Annotated in this window: 17 protein-coding genes; 9 read left to right on the plus strand and 8 right to left on the minus strand. The window is 33.4% G+C overall.

Annotated features, from left to right (window positions below; translation table 11 throughout):
- Nucleotides 1–50 precede the first annotated feature (50 nt).
- Complete coding sequence (locus tag EV144_RS21575) at nt 51–383, minus strand: helix-turn-helix domain-containing protein (protein WP_134151217.1); 333 nt, start codon at nt 381–383, stop codon at nt 51–53.
- Between the two features lie 142 nt (nt 384–525).
- Between EV144_RS21575 and EV144_RS21580 the strand changes: the two genes are divergently transcribed.
- From EV144_RS21580 to EV144_RS21595, 4 genes are all read left to right on the plus strand, one after another.
- Entirely contained in the window at nt 526–753 is a 228-nt protein-coding gene (locus EV144_RS21580) for a DUF5808 domain-containing protein (RefSeq protein ID WP_134151218.1), read from the plus strand.
- 88 nt (nt 754–841) lie between these two features.
- Nucleotides 842–4,270 carry a hypothetical protein gene (locus EV144_RS21585; RefSeq protein WP_134151219.1) on the plus strand — a complete coding sequence of 1,143 codons (3,429 nt, stop codon included), beginning with the start codon at nt 842–844 and terminating at the stop codon, nt 4,268–4,270.
- A gap of 63 nt (nt 4,271–4,333) precedes the next feature.
- The gene (locus tag EV144_RS21590) at nt 4,334–4,855 is read left to right on the plus strand and encodes a hypothetical protein (protein ID WP_134151220.1); all 522 of its coding nucleotides are present in this window, start codon (nt 4,334–4,336) and stop codon (nt 4,853–4,855) included.
- 289 nt (nt 4,856–5,144) lie between these two features.
- Complete coding sequence (locus tag EV144_RS21595) at nt 5,145–6,227, plus strand: glycosyltransferase (protein WP_134151221.1); 1,083 nt, start codon at nt 5,145–5,147, stop codon at nt 6,225–6,227.
- Between the two features lie 266 nt (nt 6,228–6,493).
- On the opposite strand, the gene EV144_RS21600 is transcribed toward EV144_RS21595, so the two are convergent.
- The 3 genes from EV144_RS21600 to EV144_RS21610 form a co-directional block, all read right to left on the minus strand.
- Nucleotides 6,494–7,789, minus strand: coding sequence for a porin (locus EV144_RS21600; protein WP_134151222.1), 1,296 nt, complete (start codon nt 7,787–7,789; stop codon nt 6,494–6,496).
- Nucleotides 7,790–7,958: 169 nt separating this feature from the next.
- Nucleotides 7,959–9,038, minus strand: coding sequence for a sensor histidine kinase (locus EV144_RS21605; RefSeq protein ID WP_134151223.1), 1,080 nt, complete (start codon nt 9,036–9,038; stop codon nt 7,959–7,961).
- Between the two features lie 215 nt (nt 9,039–9,253).
- Nucleotides 9,254–9,937 (minus strand): response regulator transcription factor, encoded by a 684-nt coding sequence (locus EV144_RS21610; protein ID WP_026983516.1) that lies wholly within the window; start codon nt 9,935–9,937, stop codon nt 9,254–9,256.
- 233 nt (nt 9,938–10,170) lie between these two features.
- Between EV144_RS21610 and EV144_RS21615 the strand changes: the two genes are divergently transcribed.
- The 4 genes from EV144_RS21615 (at nt 10,171) to EV144_RS21630 (ending at nt 15,890) form a co-directional block, all read left to right on the plus strand.
- Entirely contained in the window at nt 10,171–12,984 is a 2,814-nt protein-coding gene (locus EV144_RS21615; protein WP_134151224.1) for a TonB-dependent receptor, read from the plus strand.
- 198 nt (nt 12,985–13,182) lie between these two features.
- Nucleotides 13,183–14,370 (plus strand): hypothetical protein, encoded by a 1,188-nt coding sequence (locus EV144_RS21620; protein WP_134151225.1) that lies wholly within the window; start codon nt 13,183–13,185, stop codon nt 14,368–14,370.
- Nucleotides 14,371–14,479: 109 nt separating this feature from the next.
- On the plus strand, nt 14,480–14,818 hold the full coding sequence (locus EV144_RS21625; protein ID WP_134151226.1) for a T9SS type A sorting domain-containing protein: 339 nt from the start codon (nt 14,480–14,482) through the stop codon (nt 14,816–14,818).
- Nucleotides 14,819–14,909: 91 nt separating this feature from the next.
- Entirely contained in the window at nt 14,910–15,890 is a 981-nt protein-coding gene (locus EV144_RS21630; RefSeq protein WP_134151227.1) for an acyl transferase, read from the plus strand.
- On the opposite strand, the gene EV144_RS21635 is transcribed toward EV144_RS21630, so the two are convergent.
- The gene (locus EV144_RS21635; RefSeq protein ID WP_134151228.1) at nt 15,887–16,231 is read right to left on the minus strand and encodes a hypothetical protein; all 345 of its coding nucleotides are present in this window, start codon (nt 16,229–16,231) and stop codon (nt 15,887–15,889) included. The genes EV144_RS21630 and EV144_RS21635 overlap by 4 nt on opposite strands.
- 138 nt (nt 16,232–16,369) lie before the next feature.
- Complete coding sequence (tyrS, locus tag EV144_RS21640) at nt 16,370–17,668, minus strand: tyrosine--tRNA ligase (RefSeq protein WP_134151229.1); 1,299 nt, start codon at nt 17,666–17,668, stop codon at nt 16,370–16,372.
- 223 nt (nt 17,669–17,891) lie between these two features.
- On the opposite strand from tyrS, the gene EV144_RS21645 reads away from it, so the two are divergent.
- Nucleotides 17,892–18,893 (plus strand): NAD-dependent epimerase/dehydratase family protein, encoded by a 1,002-nt coding sequence (locus EV144_RS21645; RefSeq protein ID WP_134151230.1) that lies wholly within the window; start codon nt 17,892–17,894, stop codon nt 18,891–18,893.
- Between the two features lie 8 nt (nt 18,894–18,901).
- On the opposite strand, the gene EV144_RS21650 is transcribed toward EV144_RS21645, so the two are convergent.
- Both EV144_RS21650 and EV144_RS21655 read right to left on the minus strand, forming a co-directional pair.
- Complete coding sequence (locus tag EV144_RS21650) at nt 18,902–19,366, minus strand: DUF4296 domain-containing protein (protein WP_134151231.1); 465 nt, start codon at nt 19,364–19,366, stop codon at nt 18,902–18,904.
- Between the two features lie 9 nt (nt 19,367–19,375).
- Nucleotides 19,376–20,716 (minus strand): dihydroorotase, encoded by a 1,341-nt coding sequence (locus tag EV144_RS21655; protein ID WP_134151232.1) that lies wholly within the window; start codon nt 20,714–20,716, stop codon nt 19,376–19,378.
- Between the last annotated feature and the right edge of the window lie 6 nt (nt 20,717–20,722).

A 20,722-nucleotide genomic window follows, 5' to 3' on the forward strand; every position in this document is an offset into this window, starting at 1 on the left:
CAATTCAAATATAAAAAGAGGTTTCACTAAAATAGTGAAACCTCTTTTATTTATGCCGATTTCTTTAATTTTTTGATTACTTTCTTTAGTTCTGCAATCTTTATTTCTTGTTCCGCTATTGTTTTTTCGTATGTTTTTATTTTCTCCAAGTTTATAGATTTCTCAAAAATATTCCTTTCCACACTATTTCGAATTAATTGCTGCGGTAGAATTTTAAAAACGTCACAAATTGATTCTAAATTATCAATCCAGTACATACTTTCTCCTCTTTCTATTTGGGCGTATAAAGATTGCGATATCTGTAAATAATTGGCAACATCTTCTTGTGACCATTTTTGAGATTTTCGTATCTCTTTTAACTTATTTCCTACAGTTATATTCATGATTTTGGCGTGTTCTATAATCAAAAATAAGAATTATTTTACAATAATAAAATTTGTAATTTTAATAATTTGTAAATTAATTTAAGAAAAAAACGAGTAACTTTATTCTAATTAAACAATTAGCCACAGTATTTTCAGAATTATGAACGATAATAACGAACCATCAGAGGAAACTCAAAACCAATGGAGCAATGATCCTAACAACTGGATCTGGGGAATCTTTTATTATAATCCGAAAGATTCAAGAATATTTCCTCCAAAAAAAGTAAAAGAATTAGGCTGGACTATAAATTTTGCAAATCCAAATTCTGTATTTGCCATAATAATTTTAATCGTAGTACTCACAGTTATCGCATGGCATAATAAATAACCGTCTTTTCGACAATAAAACTAAAATATCCCACGCAACAATTCCGAATTATAAATACTACTTTTGACTTTTTAGAGTTAAAGTATTTATGTTGAAAAAATTACTGTTTTTTACGGTGTTTCTCTGCTATTCTGCGCTTCAGGCACAGGAAACAGAATCGGCGTACCAAACAAAAAAAGTAATTGTTACCAAAGACACGATACATCTGGAAGAGTTTAGTATTAACTCGAGTTTTTTTGAACTTTTAAATACCAAACACGAACCCATAAATCCTGATTTTTATAAGGTTGATTTTCAAAAAGGAACTTTGCTTTTAAATGAAAACTTAACTGCTTCTGATACTTTAGTCGTTAACTATCTAAAATATCCTGATTTTTTAACCAAAGAATACAGTCTTTACAAATCCAATCAGGTTGTGAGCAATGAAGCCGGTACGGAGAAATTGTATAAAATAGAAAATACAAATGCCAAAAAAGTTACTCCGTTTGATGGTTTAAGTACTTCGGGAAGCATTACGCGCGGTGTTACAGTTGGAAATAATCAAAATACAGTTTTAAATTCTAACTTAGATTTACAGATTACAGGAAAAATATCCGACAAAGTAAGTTTAAGAGCTTCACTTCAAGACAGTAATATTCCGCTGCAAGACGGAGGTTATTCGCAGAAATTAGATCAGTTTGATAATATTTTTATGGAACTTTTCAGCGATGACTGGAACATCCGCGCAGGCGATGTTTTTTTAGAAAATAACAAAACCCAATTTCTACGCTTTAACAAAAAGGTTCAGGGACTTTCTACCAGTTTTGATTTTGATACCGAAAAAAGTAAAACCAATGTTTTTGCTTCGGTTGCATTTGTAAAAGGACAATATGCCAAAAGCACTTTTATCGGACAAGAAGGCAATCAAGGTCCTTATAAATTAAAGGGACAAAACGGCGAGTTGTACGTCTTGGTTATTTCGGGTTCTGAGCGGGTTTATGTAAATGGCGTTTTGCTGAAACGCGGTGAAAACAACGATTATGTAATTGATTATAATGCGGGCGAAATTGTTTTTACCTCACTTTTTCCTATCAATTCTGAAATGCGTATTAATATTGAATATCAATATTCTGAACGAAATTACAATCGACTGGTTACCTATTTAGGTGCTACGCATCAAAACAAAAACTGGAGTTTTGGCGGTTATCTTTATTCAGAAAATGATCTGAAAAATCAGCCTTTACAGCAAAATCTTTCTAAAGAACAGGTTCAGGTTTTAGCTCAGGCGGGAGATAATCCGAATTTGATGACGGCTCCTTCTGCTTATGAAGATTCGTATGCCGATACTAAAATTTTATATAAAAAGGTTCTTCTTAACGGAGTTGAAGTTTATGAATATTCTAATAATTCTGCGGATGTTTTGTACAATGTAAAGTTTAGTCTGGTCGGAAATAATCTTGGAAATTATACTATACAAAATAACAATTCTGTAGAACGTATTTATGAATATATACCTCCTGTAAATGGCGTTTTACAAGGAAATTACGAACCTATTGTACGACTTGTTGCGCCTATAAAACTTCAGGTTGCGACTTTTTTAGGAAAATACAATCCTGACGAAAAAACATTGGTTGATTTTGAATTGGGAGTAAGTAACAATGACCTGAATTTATTTTCTGGAATTGATGATGCTAATAATAAAGGTGTTGCTTTGAAAATGAATGTCAAAAAACGTCTTTTTACTAAAGACTGGACTTTGGATGGTTTTGCCAATTATCAGTTTGTGCAGGAAAATTTTAAATCGGTTGAGCGTTTGTACAATATTGAGTTTAACCGCGATTGGAATTTAAACGCTACACTTTATGGCAATCAAAGTCTTTTGGTAACGGGTTTAAATTTTGATTTGTTTGCCAAAAAAACAACTTCAAATATTGGTTTGTTTACCTACCAATTGGAGAAATTAGATTTTTCTGAAAGTTATTCTGGAACAAGACATACAACAACGGCACTTTTTAAATTGAAAAAATGGACGATAGAAAATAATGGAAGTTTTTTAAATTCTGATGCAACGGCTTCGACTTCTAAATTTATTCGAAATCAAACCAGAACCAAATATCATTTTGGCAAAAACTGGATTGGCGGGAGTTTACAAATCGAAGATAATCAGGAAAAAGATAAAATTACCAATCAGTTTTCGGCTTTAAGTCAAAGGTTTACAGAGTATGGCGCTTTTGTCGGACGTGGCGACAGTACTAAAGTTTTTGTTGAATTGGGCTTTTTACGACGCCGAAATGATAGTTTGCAAAACGGATTACTACAGCATGTAAACAATTCGCAGACTTATTATTTAAAATCGAAATTGATTCAGACTAAAAAAACAGATTTAGCCGTTTATGCCAGTTATAGAACTTTGGATTTTACAGATGTTTTACGCAAAAATGAACCTTCATTAAACTCCAGAGTTTTGTACAACGATCGCTTTTTTAATCAGTTAATGCAGATTGGAACGGCTTACGAAACGAGTTCAGGAACTATTGCACAACAGGAATTTACCTATATTGAGGTTCCAACGGGACAAGGCGTTTACACCTGGAATGATTATAACGGAAACGGCATTCAGGAATTGGAAGAGTTTGAAATCGCTGCTTTCCCAGATCAGGCGCGATATATTCGAATCTTTTTACCGAATCAGGTTTACATTAAAACCAATCAAAATAAATTCTCGCAGTCGGTTACTTTAAATCCACTGCAATGGCAGAGCGATACAGGTTTCAAGAAATTGCTTTCTTATTTCTATAATCAGACTTCTTTTATTTTAGATAGAAAAGTAAAAAGCGAAGACGAGCGTTTAGAACTGAATCCGTTTAGTTCTTCTGATGAAAATATATTGGGATTAAATTCGAGTTTTAGAAATAGTTTGTACTATAATCGAGGTAAACAAAAACATTCTGTAACCTATTCTTATCTTATTAATAAAGGTAAAAGTTTACTTTCTGTAGGTTCGCAGGATGTAAGGAACAATTCGCATCAATTGCAATACACACATTTGTACCAAAAAAGCTGGTTGTTTAATTTCTTTACCAAATCGATTAAAACAACTTTGGTTTCAGAAGATTTTGTCGAGAAAAACTACAATATTACAGGATATCAGATTGCGCCAAAAATCAGTTATTTGTTTTCAAAAAATACGAGTCTGGATTTCTTTTATGAACTTCAGAATAAGAAAAACCAAATTGGAAATCTTGAAACTCTTGCTCAAAACAGAATCGGAACTTCTTTTTCTTTTGCCGGCGAGAAAAAAATAACACTGAATGGAGAATTTTCTTTTTATGAAAATAAATTTGATGGAAATGAATTTTCATCAGTAGGTTTTCAAATGCTCGAAGGACTTCAGGCGGGTTCTAATTTAGTTTGGAAATTACTGTTACAGAAAAACATAACACAGTTTTTAGATGTTAATCTAAACTATCAAGGCCGTAAAAGCGAGACCGGATCTACTGTGCATACTGGAAATGTACAGCTTCGCGCTTATTTTTAGTCCTTTAATAATAAGGTAAGAAAAAATTGTTTAATTTTAATTCAAATTTAAACATGTAACCTTATGAAAAAATTATTATTACTTTGTTTTCTAGTTGTTTTCTCTAGTAATTTTTATGCTCAGGATGCAGCTACAACAACAAAAAAAGCTACAGAAGCTTCTGCTAAAAAAGCAAAAGCAAGCGCTGATAAATCTGCTGCCGATGCTAAAAAAACTGCAGATAAGGCGAAAGAGAAAGCAGACAAAACGAAAGCTAGCGCAGATAAAAAAAGCGCAGATAAAGCAGCCGCTGAATCTAAAAAAGCAAAAGCTAGTGCAGATAAAGCTGCAGACAAAGCAACTGCCGAATCTAAAAAAGCGAAATCAACTGCTGACAAAGCAGCTGCAACAGCAGATAAGGCAAAAGCTGACAGCAAATCTGCTGCTAAATCTTCGACTAAAAAACTTAAGGAAACTAACGAAAAAGCTCCTAAAGTTGCAGACAAAGTTACTGGTGAATATAACGGCAAAAAGGTTTATACTGGACCTAAAGGCGGTAAGTATTACATTAATTCTAATGGAAATAAAACGTATATCCAGGATTAGTTTTTTTTTGAGGTTCTAAGGTTCTGAGGCGCAAAGGTTCAGAGGTATATAGATTCCTCATTAAAATTAAAAACTTAAATACTACACAAAAGCCGAACTTATGTTCGGTTTTTTTTATTTATAAAGTTAAAAAGCTTAGCACCTCAGAAACTTAGAACCTTAGTACCTAAAATAAAACCTTTGCACCTCTGTACCTTTTTAAAAGAAAAGAGTTAATAATTTAGTAATATGTGCGAAATAACATGGAAAACATATTTATTTATCTTCGTTTTTTAAAAAGCGTTAAACTATGAGCATTGACTATTCTGCGAACAAAACTATTTTAGTAGCTCCATTAAATTGGGGATTAGGCCATGCTACGAGATGTATTCCGATTATTAAGGCACTTCAGGAAAATAATTATATTCCGATTATTGCTTCTGATGGTGTTGCGCTGGCGTTGCTTCGAAAAGAATTTCCTTACATACAAACTTTAGAATTGCCTTCTTATCATATTGAATATGCTAAAAATGGTAAAAACTTTAAATGGAAGCTAATTAAAAATTTACCTAAAATGATCACGGCTATTCTTGACGAGAAAAAAATGGTAAACAGCTGGATTAAAAAACATGGTATAGACGGTATTATTTCTGATAATCGTCTGGGTGTTTTTAGCAGAAGAATTCCATCAGTTTTTATGACGCATCAATTGAATGTGATGACGGGTAATACAACTTGGTTTACGAGTAAATGTCATCAGCATATTATAAAGAAATATAAAGAGTGCTGGGTTCCTGATTCTAATGATGCTGTAAATCTTACGGGAGAATTGGGGCATCTTAAAACCAATCATCTTAACTTAAAATATATTGGGCCTTTGAGCAGAATGAAGAAAAAGGAAACTCCCAAAGTATTTGATTTGATGGTTATTTTATCTGGACCTGAACCACAGCGTACGTATTTAGACGAAAAGCTGCAAGAGGAAATTAAAGGTTTTAATGGTAAAGTTGTTTTTGTAAAAGGTGTGGTAGAAAAAACACAGACGAAACACGAATCTGGAAATGTGACGTATTACAATTTTATGAATTCTAAACAGTTGGAACAAACTTTTAACGAAAGTGAATTCGTTTTATGCCGTTCTGGTTATACCACTGTTATGGATTTGGCTAAACTGGGTAAAAAAGCTTTTTTTATCCCAACACCGGGACAATACGAACAGGAATATCTGGCAATAAAACTTCAGGAAGAGAATTTGGTACCGTACGCAATGCAAGATGATTTTACCATTGAAGATCTTTCAAAAGTAAAGTCGTTTAAAGGTTTATCACAGTTTAAAAATGAGATTGACTGGGATTCATTATTTACTGTTTTTGAAGAAACTGCAACGCGATAAAATTAGAACACGGATAAAACGGATTTGCTATCGCAAAAACGCGGATTTACACAGATTTTTAATTCTTTTAACTTCAATTACCTCCAGCTTTAGTGGGGATTATAATAGAATATATAAGGCTTTAGTCAAACATATTTGGCTAAAGCCTTATTCTTTGCATAAAAAAAACCTCCAGCTAAAGCTGGAGGCAATTTATATTTTTAACTTTCTAAAAAAAGGGTTTTATCCGCGTCTTTGCGATTGCAATACGTATAGTCGTCCATATATTAGAAATTAAACTGTGCTTGCAATCTCAGTACATTTCCTTGTTGTCTGTTGATAGGAAGCGCACTATCTACAAAAGTTCTGTCGGCAATAACGTATTCTGCTGTAAGTTCGAATGCTTTTATTGGCTGCCATTCTATACCTAATTCGTAATCTCTTACGACATAACTTCTGGCATCTTTTTCGTATTTCTTTCCTCCATCATAATATTGAAATTTTGCGAAAGGATAAATATGCTGCTTTTTGATGTCCCATTTGTAATTCAATAAAACATAACCTCCGTTTAGATCTGTTTCGTCAACAGTATTGGTAAGGGTATTATAACGAGGTCCGGTACCAATATTATATTCCGTTTGGATTCCGAATGGTTTTGGATATAAAACAAAAGTCGCTCCTACTCTTTGATCCTTTACATATTGCGGATCATTTACTGTAACGCCCGAAGAAATTTCTCCGGTAAAAGCCCATTTTCCTGTATAAGCCTGAATTCCTGGCTCTATAATCTGATCTCCAATTACAAAAGGATAAGTTACTCTGGCCACAACATTCAAGTCTCTGTTTCCGTCTAGTTTATTGGCAATCTGACCGTTGTAAACTCCAAAAGCAAAAACTCCAAAATCTCCTGAGCCTTTATATCCATCTTTTACCAACATGGCAAAACGTTCTCTGATTTCGGCTGGAGCCCAATAAAAAATAAGTCCTAAATCACGTTCGTTTAGTATCGCGCTATTTATTGCATCTGCACGATCCAGCGTTAGGCGCTGCGAACTTGACTGCATGTTTTCGAACCCGTATGGAATTTTACTTTGACCTACACGAACACGATATTCTTTTTTCTTATCAAAAGAAAGATCAAAATACAAGTCTCTGATCTGAACAAAATTTTGAATCCCCGTACTTGGTGAACTAGCAAAATCGGGCTGAAAATAGAAGAAAACATTAGGATGAACTTGTCCTGAAAATACTAAACGGGCACGTCTGATAAAAAGTCCATTATTGGCCTGTGCATCTGGAGCTGTAGAAGTTGTTCCCCAGGATTTATCGCATTGTTCGCAGGAAACTTTGTCATTTGTAGACAACAAACCATTGTATCTTATCTGAGCATAACCTCTTAATGAGATTCTGTCGTACCAATGTTCTTCGCCGCTTACTCCTGATTTTGTATCTGGAAGTTTTGCTTTGTTTATAGAATCTAACAGGCGTAAAACTTCTTTTTTTACATCTTCTTTCTGTAGTTCCTGCGCATTTGCTGCACCGCAAATCAGCAATAAAACTGCAATAATTTTTCTTTTTATCATTTTTTTCTCTAATGCACTTAATTACAGGATGCAAAGATGTACCACCTATGTTAACAAATTGTTAACCAGATGTTACTATAATAAAAATTTAATGTTAGGGACTAAATCCCAATGTTGATTTATTGTTAAAACCCTTGTTTTACGGCAACTAGCAAAACACCAATTACAATTACTTAACGTCTGCTTTTATGGTTTTATGTGCTTTTTCTAATGTAAAAGAGAATTCTGAGCCTATTCCGAACTCACTTTCTACATACACTTTCTCTTTATGTGCTTCAATAATATGTTTTACAATCGCTAATCCTAAACCAGAACCGCCTTCAGATCGTGTTCCGCTTTTATCAACTCTGTAAAAACGTTCAAAAAGTCTTGGTATGTTTTGTTTTTCAACTCCTTCGCCATTATCACTAATACGAATTAAGACTTTTTTCTTGGTTAAGTTTACAACTCCAACTTCGGTTAAACCATCTTCTTTTCCGTACTTAATTGAGTTTACGATTAGGTTTTCTAAAACTTGTTGTATTCTGTCCTGATCACCACGAATGATTACCGATTGTATATTTTTGCTTTCAAAAGACAATTTGATTCTCTTTTTATCAGCTTTCATTTCCAATAAATCAAAAACATTCTGAATCAATTCTACGATATCAAAATCTGTCATATTCAAATCTAAATCTCCAGATTCGAGTTTAGTAATCATATCAAGATCTTCAACAATATAAATAAGACGTTCTACTCCTTTTTCTGCACGCTTTAAATATTTTTTTCGAATGTGTTTGTCATCCATCGCGCCGTCAAGCAAAGTCGAAACATAGCCTTGAACGGTAAATAATGGTGTTTTTAATTCGTGTGAAACGTTTCCTAGAAATTCTCTTCGGTATTGTTCACGAATTTCAAGCATCTCGATTTCCAGTTTTTTATCGGTTGCAAACTTTTTCACTTCGCGCGAAAGTGTTTCCATATCGGTTGTTATCGGCTGATTGATAAGTGTCGTCGATTCTAATAACGAAACCTCATCGTAGATTTTCTTTACTCTTCTATAGATAAAACGTTCTACGCGATATTGCAAAACCAGGAAAGCAAATATATAAATGCTGATAATAAAAATTATTCCAAACGCAATTTGGTGCTGCAGCTGTCCTTTATAAAATAAAGACATTAAAATCAGTACAAATCCTGTTGCAAAAAGACTGATATATAATGCCGATTTTACAGCAAACTTGTATGTTTTTTTAAAATTAATTTTCATTGAATGATTAAATAATAAAGCATTAAGAACTTATTTTCACCATATAAGTGATATAAGTTCATTCAATAATGTCTTTTTTGGTACTTAGTAATAATTTTGAAAAGCTCATCCTTGTCAAATATTAACTTGACAAAAATGAGCCTCAAATATAATAAAGTGAAATATAAATTACATGAACTTATATCACTTATATGGTTGAAATTTATACTAAATGTTTAAACTTCAAATTTATAACCAACACCTTTTATAGTTTTAAAAAGGTCTTCTCCAATTTTTTCACGTAGTTTTCTGATGTGAACGTCTATTGTTCTTCCGCCTACTACTACTTCATTGCCCCAAACTTTATCAAGAATTTCATCTCTTTTAAAAACTTTACCTGGTTTTGAAGCCAATAGGTAAAACAATTCAAATTCTTTTCTAGGTAAAGCAATTTCTACATTGCCTTTTATGATCTTATATTCTTCGCGGTTAATCTCGATACCGCCAACATTTAAAGTATCACTTACTACTTCTTGTTCTTTTAACCTTCTTAACAAAGCCTTTACTTTGCTTACTAACAATTTTGGTTTAATTGGCTTGGTAATATAGTCATCTGCACCTGCATCAAAACCAGCAACTTGTGAGTAATCTTCGCTTCTTGCTGTAAGAAATGTTATGATAACATTATTTAATTCGGGAATTTTTCTGATATGTTCACAAGCTTCCATACCATCCATTTCAGCCATCATCACATCCATTATAATCAAATCTGGTAATTCTTTTTGGGCCTTTGCTATTGCATCTTTTCCGTTAGAAGCCGTTACAATTTGGTAGCCCTCTTGAGCAAGGTTATAGCCCACGATTTCCAAAATATCTGGTTCATCGTCAACTAATAAAATCTTAGTTTGTGTTTTTTTCATAAATAGCAAAAATTGAGATTCTTACACCAAATTTTCTTTGTTAAATATCTGATGTTTTTTATTTCACAGGGTAAATATAGTAATAAAGAAACCGGTAAATAATGCTGTTAACCGTAATTTAATCTCATAACAATTTGATAATCTTGGGGACACAAAAACATAACAAGTGCGTAACATGAACTTTACGGTGTGGTTATTTCTTTGCACAAAAATAAATTAAACACAACACTGAAATGAAATTCAATTTAAGATTTCTATTTATTGCATTATTTATCTGTACGATTTCGATCGCACAAAACAAAGGTACAATTTCTGGCGTTCTTACCGACAAGGAAACAAACAACGAAGTTTTACCATTTGCTAATGTTTTAATTAAAGGTACAAATATTAGCGCAAATACCGACATCGACGGAAAATATTCGTTGAACGTTAACCCAGGAAACTATGTTATTATATTTAGTTTTGTTGGGTATGAATCTGTAGAGAAACCTGTAACTGTAAAAGCAGGCGAAACACTAACAGTAAACCAAGTTCTTTCTTCAGGAGGTTATACACTAAAAGATGTTGTAGTTAAATCTACTGCAAACAAAGAAAAAGAAACTGCTTTATTACTAGAACAAAAAAATGCTGTTGTTATCAAACAAAGTATTGGTGCACAGGAAATGTCTAGAAAAGGAGTAAGTGATGTTGAAGAAGGTTTAACAAAAATTACTGGAATTTCTAAAGTAGGTTCTAGAGGATTATTTGTTCGTGGTCTTGAAGATCGTTACAATAATTTATTGATCAATGAACTTGCTGCTCCTTCTAACAATCCTTTCTCTAAAATTGTTCCTTTGGATTTATTCCCTACGAACATTGTTGGAGTAATTGATGTTTACAAAACATTCAACCCAAATATTTATGGTGATTTTGCTGGTGGAACTTTTAATATTCAAACTTCAAAAGCATCTAAAAGCGTTACCAAAATTAATCTTGGTTTTGGATATACAACTGGAAACAGTTTAAAAGATTTTTTACTTTCAAGCGATGCTGATACTGCAGCAGGTTTCTTTGGATTTAACGGAAAAGACAGAGAATTACCAAGCTTCTTAGGTCCAAATGCATCAAAAGCTTCTTTTACAAACGATCAGGCGTTAAGTTCTGTTGGTGGTGATAAAGGTTTTAGTGTAAGCAAAAGCAAAAGCCCTTTGAACTCAAGCTTAAATTTACTTCATTCTGAAAAATTTGATTTAAGCAACGATCGTTCTTTCTCTTATTTATTATCTATCAATTATGATAATAACTATGCAATTAGAGAAGGTGTAGACAGAACTTTAGATTTACAAACAACGGGATCAAGATACGTTAATAATTTTGTGATAACAGATTACCGTTTCAAAACAACTACATCAGCATTGTTAGGGTTAAACTATACTGCAAACAGATTCAAATTAGCTTTTAATACGTTGTATATTAAAACTACTATGAACGAAATAAAAGATCAATTTGGTCAGGCTGGTGGTACTGCTATACAAAACACTTTTATTCGTACTAATGAATTAGACAAAAGTGATTATTTGAATCTTCAATTATTAGGGGAATACAATTTGACTGAAGATAAAAACCAAACTTTAAAAGCTGGTGTTTCTTACGCAAATACAAAATACGGACAACCAGACAGAAAGTTCTTTAGCGGACAAAAAACTGGCGATGAGATTAACACTACTTATGGAGCAAATAACTTCTTACGCCAATATTTAGCTGTTGACGGAAATTCATTTGTATCAGCAATGGCTGAGTACAATCTTAAATTTGGAAAAGACGGAAAACAAAACAAATTAACTGTTGGTTACAATGGTAATAGTTCAATGATGGAGTCTTCTTACCGATTTGTTTCAAGCCGAGGTAATGCATTTACATCAAACATAAACAACATTAACGATCACATTATAGCCGATCTTCAAGCTAACAATGGTACTTCTTTTGAAGAAAATTCTAACTCTACTTGGCAGGTAAAACTTGCTGAAACTGCAAATGCTGGTTATACCAATTTACTTTTAAAATTTGGAGAAAAATACGAACTTAACGCAGGAGTAAGATTAGAAAGCACAACTAAAGAAACTAAATATAGAGGATTAGGAAGTTTTGATTCTGCATTTAACATAAGCAAATATGACAATTTCTATATTCTACCTTCATTGAATTTGAAATATCTTATGAATGAAAATTCAAACTTGCGTTTTGCTGCAAGTAAAACGTATACAAAACCAGTTATCATGGAATCTTTCCCGATCACGTACCAAAATGCTGATGGAACTTCTGTACAAGGAAATCCATTATTAAAAAACAGTGATAACTACAATGTTGATTTAAAATACGAATTATTCCCAACTGCAAAAGAAATGTTTGCCGTAGGTGCATTTGCAAAATATCTTGACAATCCGATCGAAAGAACTTTTGTTTCTAACGCTACTACAGGAACTGTTACAACATTCTTGAATTCTGACAATGCAACTTTATACGGAGTTGAAGCTGAATTCCTTTTTGGATTAAACAGAATTAGCGAAGATCTTTCTGCTTTCTCATTTGGATTGAACGGAACATTAATGCAAACTAAAGTAAATGTTAGCCCTACTTACAATTCAATAGATGAAAATGGAATTATCACAACCAACAATTCAATTGAAACACATAAAGGTTCAAGAGATTTACAAGGTGCATCTAACTGGTTGGTAAACTCAGATTTGAAGTATGAATTCAACTTAGGAAAAGACTGGACAAATACGATGTCTCTTGTTTATGGCGTGTTCGGAAAAAGAATTTACGCAGTAGGAACAAACGGTCAGGATCATACTTACGAATTACCGGTTTCTCAATTAGATCTTGTTTGGTCAAGCAAAATTTCAGAACATTTTGATGTGAAATTTACTGCTGACAACTTATTGAATCCAGAAAGAAAATTAGAATTTGGAAATGAAGGAACTATAAAAGTAGCAGAACAATCTTTAATAGCAAACAGCTATAAAAAAGGTGTTGGTTTCTCTCTTAAACTAGGTTATACTTTTTAATACCAACTACATACAAAAAACAAAGCTTCAGTATATCTGGAGCTTTTTTTATTTGGTAACATATCAGAAAAATCCTTAACATTCTCTTCACATTTTAATCAATTTTTGATAACCGTAAAGTAATATTGAGCTAACACCTTAAAAGGATTTTGATTCTAATTTTGACAAAAATAAAAACGAATAATACAACACACAATTATGAAAACTAAAATTTTTGCTTTAGCACTTGCTACAGGTTTATTTTTTAATTCTTGCTCAAGTAGTGACGATCCAACTCCTGTTACTCCACCTGCAACAGGCGAAATCTCAGGTACTATCACTGCAAACAAAACTTATGCTTACGGTAACTACACATTAAAAGGTATTGTAAAAATCAACTCTGGAGTAACTGTAACTTTTGACGCAGGATCAACAATTACTGTTGATAAAGCTACTGGAGACAACGCATTAGTTGTTTTAAAAGGTGGAAAATTAATCACTCTTGGTACTGCTGACAAACCAGTAGTATTTACTGAAAAATCTAAACTTCCAGGTTCTTGGGGAGGAATCATCCTTTACGGTGATGCTCCTGCAAAAGTTGCTGGTGGAGGAACAACTGGTACATCTGAAGATGGTAATAAAATTTCTTACGGTGGTACTAATGCAACTGACAATAGTGGTTCATTAGTTTACACAAGAGTAGAATATGCTGGATCTAAATTAGCTGACGGAGAAAAAGAAAACAATGGTTTTACTTTCTATTCAGTAGGTTCTGGAACAGTTTTAGATCACTTAGTATCTTACAAAGGTGCTGATGACGGATTCGAATTTTTCGGAGGAACTGTAAGTATGACAAATGCTATTTCTTTCGGAAATACTGATGATTCTTTTGACTGGCAAGATGGATGGCAAGGTCAAGCAAACAGTAACTGGTATGCTTACCAAACTGGAAAAGGTAACTACGGAATGGAAATCGAAGCTTCTTTAAATGATAATGCTTTTGGACCAAAAGTTTCTAACATTACTTTAAAAAGAGAAGCTGGAAACGTTCCTGAAGCTAATGACAACCAAGTTGATGCTTTCCAATTCAAAAGAGAAGGTAACGGAGAATACAGCAACATCATCATCGATGGTTACGGTAACTTCACATTTGGAGCAAATACTTACAAAGGAAGCGCTGTTAGTATCTTAGATGATGCAACAAACCAACACCAAGTAAAAACATCTAAAATCAAACTTTTAAATGTTAAAATCACTAACACTACAAACGTTCTTCCAATTGGAGCAACTGACGCTATCGTTGTTGCTTTCCCTACAGGAACTTTCGTTCAGAGTGCAGCTGCTACAGGAGCTTCATTAACTGCTGGTAACTGGGCAACTGTTGACGGAGTTAGCTTGATCAAATAAGAATACTTCACATAAGAATTGTTAAAAACATCCTAAAATTTTAGGATGTTTTTTTTTGGCGTACTTTTTGTAATTTTTTTTGTATATTTACCATAACTAAAATATTGCGATGGCAAAAAATTACTTTTATATTACATTCTTATTGGCATTTTTCTTTACTCTGAGCGCTTCTGCTCAAGATAGTAAGCAATTACCAAAACCTCAAGACGCGACTAGTATTGAGGGTCTAAGCTTGTACCCTAACCCAGTTACAAACGGAAGAGTTTTTATTTCGTCTAAAAATGATTTAGAGAAAGAAGTTATCGTTTTTGATATCTTAGGAAAAAGAGTGCTTCAAACACACTTAAGCTCAAAAGAGCTGAACGTTTCAGAATTAGTTCCGGGCGTTTACATTATAAAAATAAGCGAAGAAAATGCTTCTGCAACGCGAAAGCTCATTATTCGATAAAAACATAAAAATCTAAGCTCCAAAATAACATTGGAGCTTTTTTATTGCCCATACATCCTACAATTATTTATACCTTTGCACAAAAAAAGTTTTGATTACAGCCAACGATATATTTACCATTTCGAGTCAGAAACAATTTGAAAAAACAGCACTAAAAGTGTTTCGTTTTCAGCACGAGAATAACTTAGTATACCGCAATTTCTGTGATTTTTTAAACGTAAATCCACAGCAGGTTAAATCACTGCAGCAAATTCCTTTTTTACCCATTCAGTTTTTCAAAAGTCATGACGTCGTTTCTAATACCAATCCAGCGGAAGTAACTTTTACCAGCAGCGGTACAACCGGAATGATTACAAGCCGACATTTAGTAACGGATGTTACACTTTATGAAGAAAGTTATCGAAAAGGATTTTCTCAGTTTTACGGCAATATCGAAGATTACGTTGTTTTAGCTCTTTTGCCGTCTTATTTAGAGCGCGAAGGCTCTTCGTTAATTTACATGGTCGAAGATTTAATAAAACTATCCAATCAGCCTGAAAGTGGGTTTTATTTACACAACCACGGAGAACTTACCCAAAAACTTTTAGAATTAGACAAAGCCGGACAAAATACAATCTTGATTGGCGTAACGTATGCTTTATTAGATTTAATCGAAAAGCAATCTTTCAATCTTCAAAATACCATTATTATGGAAACTGGAGGAATGAAAGGAAAACGCAAAGAAATGATTCGCGAAGAATTGCACGAACAGCTTTGCAAAGGTTTTGGCGTTTCTTCTATTCATTCAGAATACGGTATGACCGAACTTTTGGCTCAGGCCTATTCTCTTGGCGAAGGTGTTTTTGAATGCCCGTCCTGGATGCACATTTTAGTTCGCGATCCAGAAGATGCTCTCACTTACGTGAATGATGGAAAAACAGGTGGCATCAATGTTATTGATTTAGCCAATATCAATTCCTGTTCGTTTATCGCAACACAGGATTTAGGCAAAAAAAATCCCAATAACTCTTTTGAAGTATTGGGACGTTTTGATAATTCTGATATTCGCGGTTGTAACCTGATGGTTCTTTAGTTTTCCTCAGTTACACCAATACTTTCTATACCTTCTTTTCTCTGCAGTTCTCTTTCTTTTTCTAACTTTCTTTCTAAGAACCGATAAACTCCGTAACATACTAAACCTCCCAAAAGAACAAAAAGTAAATTCCATCCGGTACTATTATAATCTTCATCATCAAGACCATCAACTCCACTAATTAAAACAACCGAAAAACCGTATATAATACCTGCAGCCAAAGTGGCTCCATAATACGAGCCTAAACCTATAAGAAAATAAGTCCATTTATTCTTATCATACTCAATTGCCAGATTGCTGAATGCTTTCCAAATCCAATAAATAAATAAAATTCCAATCATTAGTTTAGTTTTTAGGTAATAAACTTACTAAAAAAACATATTCGATTTTCAATTGAATAAAAAAATCCCAACAACTCTTTCGAGCTATTGGGACGTTTTAAAATTTGATATTATGGTTCTAACCGACTATTTAATCGATTATACAATTCTCAATACAAAATAATTTCTCCTTCCGCTTTGCAACAATACAAACTGTCCGTTAATTAAATCATTTGCAGTCAAAATAAAATCTTCTTTTATCTTATCTCTGTTTACCGAAATAGAATTTGCTGTTAAAGCGCGTCTTGCTTCACCATTTGATTTAAAGAACCCTGTTTTTTCATTTAAAATAGAAACAATTTCCAATCCGCTTTCTAAATCTGCTTTTGCAATTTCAGCTTGAGGAACTCCGTCAAAAACTTCTAAAAAAGTCGTTTCATCCAATTTCTTCAAATCTTCTGCAGTAGAATTTCCAAACAAAATATTCGAAGCCTGAATTGCTTTTTCTAATTCTTCTTTACTGTGAACAAAAATCGTAATTTCTTCGGCTAATTTCTTTTGTAAAACTCTTAAATGCGGCGCCGTTTTATGCTCTTCAATTAAAGCATCGATTTCTTCTTTACCTAAAAAGGTAAAGATCTTGATGTATTTTTCTGCATCAGCATCTGTAGCATTTACCCAAAATTGGTAAAATTTATATACCGAAGTTTTATCAGCGTCCAGCCAAACATTTCCGCCTTCAGATTTTCCGAATTTAGATCCGTCTGCTTTTGTAATCAAAGGCGTCGTTAATGCAAAAGCTTTTGCATTCTCTCCTCCCATTCTACGAACTAATTCTGTACCCGTGGTAATATTTCCCCATTGGTCAGAACCTCCCATTTGCAGAATACAATTGTTGTTTTTATATAAATGATAAAAATCGTAACCTTGAATTAATTGATAGGTAAACTCTGTAAACGACATTCCTTCACCAATTTCTCCGTTCAGCCTCTTTTTTACAGAATCCTTTGCCATCATATAATTTACTGTGATACGTTTTCCAACTTCACGAGCAAAATCAATAAATGAGAATTCTTTCATCCAGTCATAGTTATTCACCATTACCGGAGCATTAGCATCAGCAGAATTAAAGTCTAAAAAACGAGAAAGAACACTTTTAATTCCCGCTACGTTTTTAGCCAAAGTTTCTTCGTTAAGTAAATTTCTTTCGTCAGATTTACCAGAAGGATCACCAATCATTCCTGTTGCACCACCCACCAAAGCAATTGGCTGATGTCCGAAATTTTTTAAATGAACCAATAAAATAATCTGAACCATGCTTCCAATATGCAGCGAATCTGCCGTAGGATCGAAACCAATATACGCTGTAGTAATTTCTTTCAGCAATTGTTCTTCCGTTCCGGGCATACTGTCATGATATAGACCGCGCCATTTTAATTCTTCAACTAGATTCTTCATTTTTTAAAATAATTTGCGCAAATATAATCAATGGCAATGGCAATATCAAAAAGCAATGTACAATATCAATAACAAAAGACAAGTACAATATCAATTTCAAAAAAAATCAATAAAAACTTTTTCCCTTTAAACCTTTGCATCTTTGTACCTTTAACCAAAAAAACTTTGAGTCTTTGTCCCTCTGCACCTTTGCACCTTTCAAACAAAAAGTTATCTTTACAAAATGGTATTAGTAACTGGAGGAACAGGTTTAGTCGGCGCGCATTTATTGCTTCATTTAATTGAAAATGGAGAAAACGTTCGGGCAATTTACAGAACTCAAAACAACATTCAGAAAACTAAAACTGTATTTGAATTATACCAAAAAGGAGATTTATTCGAAAAAATTAATTGGCTTGAAGCCGATATTTTAGACGTTCCTTCACTTGAAATTGCCTTTATTGATATCGACTACGTTTATCATTGTGCAGCACTGATATCTTTAGAACCTCAAGACGAAGATAAACTTCGAAAAACCAATATTGAAGGAACAGCCAATATGGTTAATTTCTCAATCGCTAAAGGAATAAAGAAATTTTGTTTTGTAAGTTCGATCGCTGCTTTGGGCGATATTGCTCCACACGAAACTTATATTACTGAAGAAACAGATTGGAATCCCGAAAAACCGCACAGTGATTATGCCATTTCTAAATATGGTGCCGAAATGGAAGTCTGGAGAAGTCTTCAAGAAGGTCTGGATGTTATTATTATAAATCCCGGTGTTATTTTAGGTCCAATTCCGAAAACAAAAACCGATGATCAGGGAAGTGCCGAATTTTATACCAGAGTTGCCAACGGACTTTCTTTTTATACGCTTGGAAGCACTGGATTTGTTACTGTAAATGATGTGGTGAGAATTGCTTTTGATTTAATGAAAAGTGATATCAAAAACGAACGCTTTACTTTGATTGCAGAAAATATAGTATTTCGCGATATTTTAAATACAATTGCTGATGCATTAAAAGTTAAAAGACCAACTATTCATGCTACACCATTTTTAGTAAATTTAGGCTGGATTGCCGATGGAATCTTTTCAACTTTATTTTTTCAAAAAAGACGTCTTACAAAAGCAGCTGCAAAAGCTTCTTATTCTAATAATTTGTATACTAATGAAAAAATAAAAACCGCTCTGGGAACGGTTTTTACAGATGTACATCAGTACATAAAAGATATTTCGAAATTATAAATCTCTATTTAATGTTTCATTTGTCTTCTTATAGAATCAAGATTTGGACCTTTTACAGGTTTTTTTACAATTGAATCTTTTGAAGTTTTTGCTTTATTTTTCTTCTTTTTGGCTTCCTTTTTTTCTTCAATTTTTACAATAGAATCTGTTGCTCTTTGATTCTTAGCCAGACGTTTGCCTATTTCATCAAACATATCTTTGTAATTATCATAATCAGAAGCGTAATACATATTGTTTTGTGCAAACTGTAGACTATCTACTTTGTATTTCTTCAAAATATACTTCGTAGGATCTGTTTCTACAGAATCTAAAGACAACGGATTTTGATATTTCATTGCTTCCAGAAGCGACAAATCATACATAATATCAATCATTTTTTCTCTCTCGATAAGTTTTTTCGGAGTCTTAACCAGCTCTTTTTTACAACTTACAGAAAGAAACAAAACCAATATTATAATTATAAAATTCTTCATCGCAGCTTTTTATCTATCAAACAATAATCTTTTTCCAGCACGGGAATCTTTTACTTTAAAATTATTGTAAATCAATTCACCATTTACAAATGTATGGGTTATTCTTGATCTGAAAGCATAACCTTCAAACGGAGACCAGCCGCATTTTGCTAAAATATTATCCGGATTTACACTCCAAGGCAAACTTGGATTTACAATTACTAAATCGGCAAAATAACCTTCTCTTATAAAACCTCTTTTTTCGATTTTGAAAATTTTAGCCGGATTGTGACACATTTTTTCCACAATTTTCTCCACGCTGATTTTCCCCTGATGGTGCGCTTCAAACATCGCAACAACGGCATGTTGTACCAATGGACCACCAGAAGGTGCATTTAGATACGACTGCATTTTTTCTTCTTTGGTATGCGGCGCGTGATCGGTTGCAATAACATCAATTCTACCGTCGTTTAAAGCTTCCCAAAGTGCTTTACGGTCTGCAGCAGTTTTTACGGCAGGATTCCATTTGATAAAATTTCCCTTCGTTTTATAATCTTCGTCTGTAAACCAAAGATGGTGTACACAAACCTCAGCCGTTATTTTTTTATCTTCTAATGGAATTTTATTCGTAAACAATTCCATTTCTTTAGCTGTAGAAAGGTGAAAGATATGCAGACGAGCGCCTGTTTTCTTCGCCAAAGCCACCGCTTTTGAAGACGAAATATAACACGCTTCTGCACTTCTGATTAAATTATGAGCCGTTACCGGAACATCATCACCATATTGCGCTTTAAATTTCGCAAGATTTTCTTGTATTGTAGTTTCATCTTCACAATGAACTGCAATTAACATTGGTGTACTTGAAAATATTTTTTCTAAAGTCGCTTCATTATCAACCAGCATATTTCCTGTAGAAGAACCTAGAAAAATTTTAATTCCGGCTACATTCTTTGGATTCGTTTTTAAAACTTCTTCCAGATTATCGTTGGTTGCGCCCATCATAAACGAATAATTCGCATAAGATTTTACAGCTGCAATTTGATATTTATCTTCTAAAATTTCCTGAGTAACCGCATTCGGAACCGTATTTGGCTGTTCGATAAAAGAAGTAATACCTCCGGCAACAGCCGCTCTTGATTCAGATTCGATATCTCCTTTATGTGTTAAACCAGGTTCTCTAAAATGTACTTGATCATCGATTGCGCCCGGCATTAAATAATTCCCTTCAGCATCGATCACGATACAATCTGAAGTTTTTAGGCTGATGCTGTCTGCGATTTCAACAATTAAGTCGTTTTCAATCAGAACATCGCCTTCAAAAATAGATCCTTCGTTTACTATTTTGGCGTTTTTTATTAAAATCCTATTCATTTTGGG

The organism is Flavobacterium sp. 270 (genome assembly GCF_004368785.1).
GTDB lineage: Bacteria > Bacteroidota > Bacteroidia > Flavobacteriales > Flavobacteriaceae > Flavobacterium.

Coding starts and splice junctions, on each gene's coding strand:
- EV144_RS21575 (WP_134151217.1), bottom strand. CDS start 383: ATGAATATAACTGTAGGAAATAAGTTAAAAGAGATACGAAAATCTCAA.
- EV144_RS21580 (WP_134151218.1), top strand. CDS start 526: ATGAACGATAATAACGAACCATCAGAGGAAACTCAAAACCAATGGAGC.
- EV144_RS21585 (WP_134151219.1), top strand. CDS start 842: ATGTTGAAAAAATTACTGTTTTTTACGGTGTTTCTCTGCTATTCTGCG.
- EV144_RS21590 (WP_134151220.1), top strand. CDS start 4,334: ATGAAAAAATTATTATTACTTTGTTTTCTAGTTGTTTTCTCTAGTAAT.
- EV144_RS21595 (WP_134151221.1), top strand. CDS start 5,145: ATGAGCATTGACTATTCTGCGAACAAAACTATTTTAGTAGCTCCATTA.
- EV144_RS21600 (WP_134151222.1), bottom strand. CDS start 7,789: ATGATAAAAAGAAAAATTATTGCAGTTTTATTGCTGATTTGCGGTGCA.
- EV144_RS21605 (WP_134151223.1), bottom strand. CDS start 9,038: ATGAAAATTAATTTTAAAAAAACATACAAGTTTGCTGTAAAATCGGCA.
- EV144_RS21610 (WP_026983516.1), bottom strand. CDS start 9,937: ATGAAAAAAACACAAACTAAGATTTTATTAGTTGACGATGAACCAGAT.
- EV144_RS21615 (WP_134151224.1), top strand. CDS start 10,171: ATGAAATTCAATTTAAGATTTCTATTTATTGCATTATTTATCTGTACG.
- EV144_RS21620 (WP_134151225.1), top strand. CDS start 13,183: ATGAAAACTAAAATTTTTGCTTTAGCACTTGCTACAGGTTTATTTTTT.
- EV144_RS21625 (WP_134151226.1), top strand. CDS start 14,480: ATGGCAAAAAATTACTTTTATATTACATTCTTATTGGCATTTTTCTTT.
- EV144_RS21635 (WP_134151228.1), bottom strand. CDS start 16,231: ATGATTGGAATTTTATTTATTTATTGGATTTGGAAAGCATTCAGCAAT.
- tyrS (WP_134151229.1), bottom strand. CDS start 17,668: ATGAAGAATCTAGTTGAAGAATTAAAATGGCGCGGTCTATATCATGAC.
- EV144_RS21645 (WP_134151230.1), top strand. CDS start 17,892: ATGGTATTAGTAACTGGAGGAACAGGTTTAGTCGGCGCGCATTTATTG.
- EV144_RS21650 (WP_134151231.1), bottom strand. CDS start 19,366: ATGAAGAATTTTATAATTATAATATTGGTTTTGTTTCTTTCTGTAAGT.
- EV144_RS21655 (WP_134151232.1), bottom strand. CDS start 20,716: ATGAATAGGATTTTAATAAAAAACGCCAAAATAGTAAACGAAGGATCT.